This is a genomic window from Aeromonas sp. JL9 (genome assembly GCF_024436075.1).
In the GTDB taxonomy this organism is placed as follows: Bacteria; Pseudomonadota; Gammaproteobacteria; order Enterobacterales; family Aeromonadaceae; genus Aeromonas; species Aeromonas veronii.
This window is the reverse complement of sequence record NZ_JANFNV010000069.1, coordinates 1-1772: the sequence shown is the minus strand read 5'-3', so window position 1 is coordinate 1772 and position 1772 is coordinate 1. Positions and strand designations below refer to the sequence as shown.

Genomic DNA, 1772 nt, shown 5'->3' with positions numbered 1-1772 from the left:
GCCGAACTCAGAAGTGAAACGCGGTAGCGCCGATGGTAGTGTGGCATTCGCCATGCGAGAGTAGGACACTGCCAGGCTTCCAATTTAAGAACCCCGCTCAATGAGCGGGGTTTTTTATTGCCTGAAAATCAACGATTCGTTTGATAATTGACCAGGTTTATTCCTCTCCCTTTGAATTCCTAGTCCTCCTCGTCTGCTTTATTCATAAAAAACGGTCGCAACAGCGTAAAATGGTGCTTTATTTCGTCGGAGATAGCCCATGTTTTGTCCAAAATGCGGCGGTCAAACCCTGCAGAGCGTCAGCCCTAAAGAGTTTCGCTGTGGCTGCGGTTTTCATTTTTTCCAAAATGTGGCGACTGCGGTGATGGTGGCGCTTTGCTGGCAGGACGAGGTGCTGGTTGCGGTGCGTGCCCGTAATCCTGGCAAGGGGTTGCTGGATCTGCCGGGCGGATTTGTCGATCCCGGCGAGTCGCTAGAGGGGGCACTGGTGCGCGAGTTGCAGGAGGAGCTGGGGCTCGATGTCAGCGCTCATCCTTGCACCTATCTTGGCTCATTCCCCAATATCTATCCCTACGATGGCATCACCTATCACACCTGTGACACCTTTTTCGCCATCAAGCTGAGTGAAAAACCGTTCATCCAGCCAGCTGATGATGTGGCCGCCTGTCAGTGGTTGAAGATCAGCGATATCCCCTTGTCCCGCTTTGCTTTCGAATCGACGCGCACCGCGATGGCGCGGCTGCAGCAATCCCCTTTGCAAGCCTGATCCCTGCTGATGACGATGGGGATTGGCAGCGACCATCCCTGTCTCATCCTTGTCCGCTTTTGTCCCGCAGACGCCATTCGTCAGACGGTGAGTGGTATAGTCTGCAGTGGATCCGGATTCAAGGAGCATATCGTGAAGAAGATAGTTCTCATCTTGCTCGGCATCGCCGTGGCGGCCTTGCTGGCCATAGTGACGTTGATAAGCCTTATCGACCCCAATCAATTCAAGCCCCAACTGGCTGAACAGGTGCGCAAGAGCACGGGCCGGGAACTGGTGATGGCGGGGGAGATTGACTGGCGTTTCTGGCCGAGTCTCGGCCTTTCGCTGGAGAAGGTCGCCCTGCGCAATCCGGCCGGTTTTGCCGAGCCGGATCTGGTTCGTTTCGAACAGGGGGAGGCCTCGGTGGCGCTGTTGCCGCTGCTCTCCCATCGTCTGGAAATCGGCAAGGTGACCCTGAGTGGCGCCCATCTCTTTATCCAGACCAAGGCGGATGGCAGCTCCAATCTGAGCGGACTGCTCAAAGAGGCCACTGCTGATGCAAGCGAACCGGTCGCTCCCTCAGCCCCAGCGCCAACCGCTGACAGCAAGCCCTGGCAGATCAGCTTGCAGGGTGTCGCGCTCTCCCAGGCCAGTGCACTGGTACAGGATGATCGCAGCGGCACCTCGCTGCGACTGGATCGCCTCGATCTCGATATGGGGCAGCTGGCCACCGATCAGTGGGTACCCGTGACGCTGGCCGCCAAGGGGAGTGCCGACAAGCTCGCTTTCGATGTTAAAGGGCAGACCCAGATCAAGCTGGCGCAGGAGGTGATGGCGAGTGAACTGAAAGATCTGAGCCTCAGTGGCAGCCTGAGTGACCCGTCCCTGCGACTCGACAGTTTCTCCATCAAGGGAGACCGACTGGCCCTTGGTGAGTGGAGCAACCTCACGTCTGTAGTGGTCTAATCATCCCGGACACCATTTTAGGTGGTACAGTCGCCACCATGACCTGAGGTGTTCAATGACA

The 1772-nt window shown here is 56.9% G+C and carries 1 protein-coding gene and 1 pseudogene; both read left to right on the top strand.

Features of this window, described 5'->3' with window-relative positions:
- Positions 1-259: 259 nt before the first annotated feature.
- The gene (locus NOM06_RS20765) at positions 260-766 is read left to right on the top strand and encodes an NUDIX domain-containing protein (RefSeq protein WP_255913028.1); all 507 of its coding nucleotides are present in this window, start codon (positions 260-262) and stop codon (positions 764-766) included.
- A gap of 132 nt (positions 767-898) precedes the next feature.
- Positions 899-1696: pseudogene (locus NOM06_RS20760) on the top strand (AsmA family protein); the annotation flags it as partial.
- Between the last annotated feature and the right edge of the window lie 76 nt (positions 1697-1772).

Excerpts from the sequence above, each read along its gene's own strand:
- NOM06_RS20765 (WP_255913028.1), top strand. The coding sequence starts at position 260 with ATGTTTTGTCCAAAATGCGGCGGTCAAACCCTGCAGAGCGTCAGCCCT.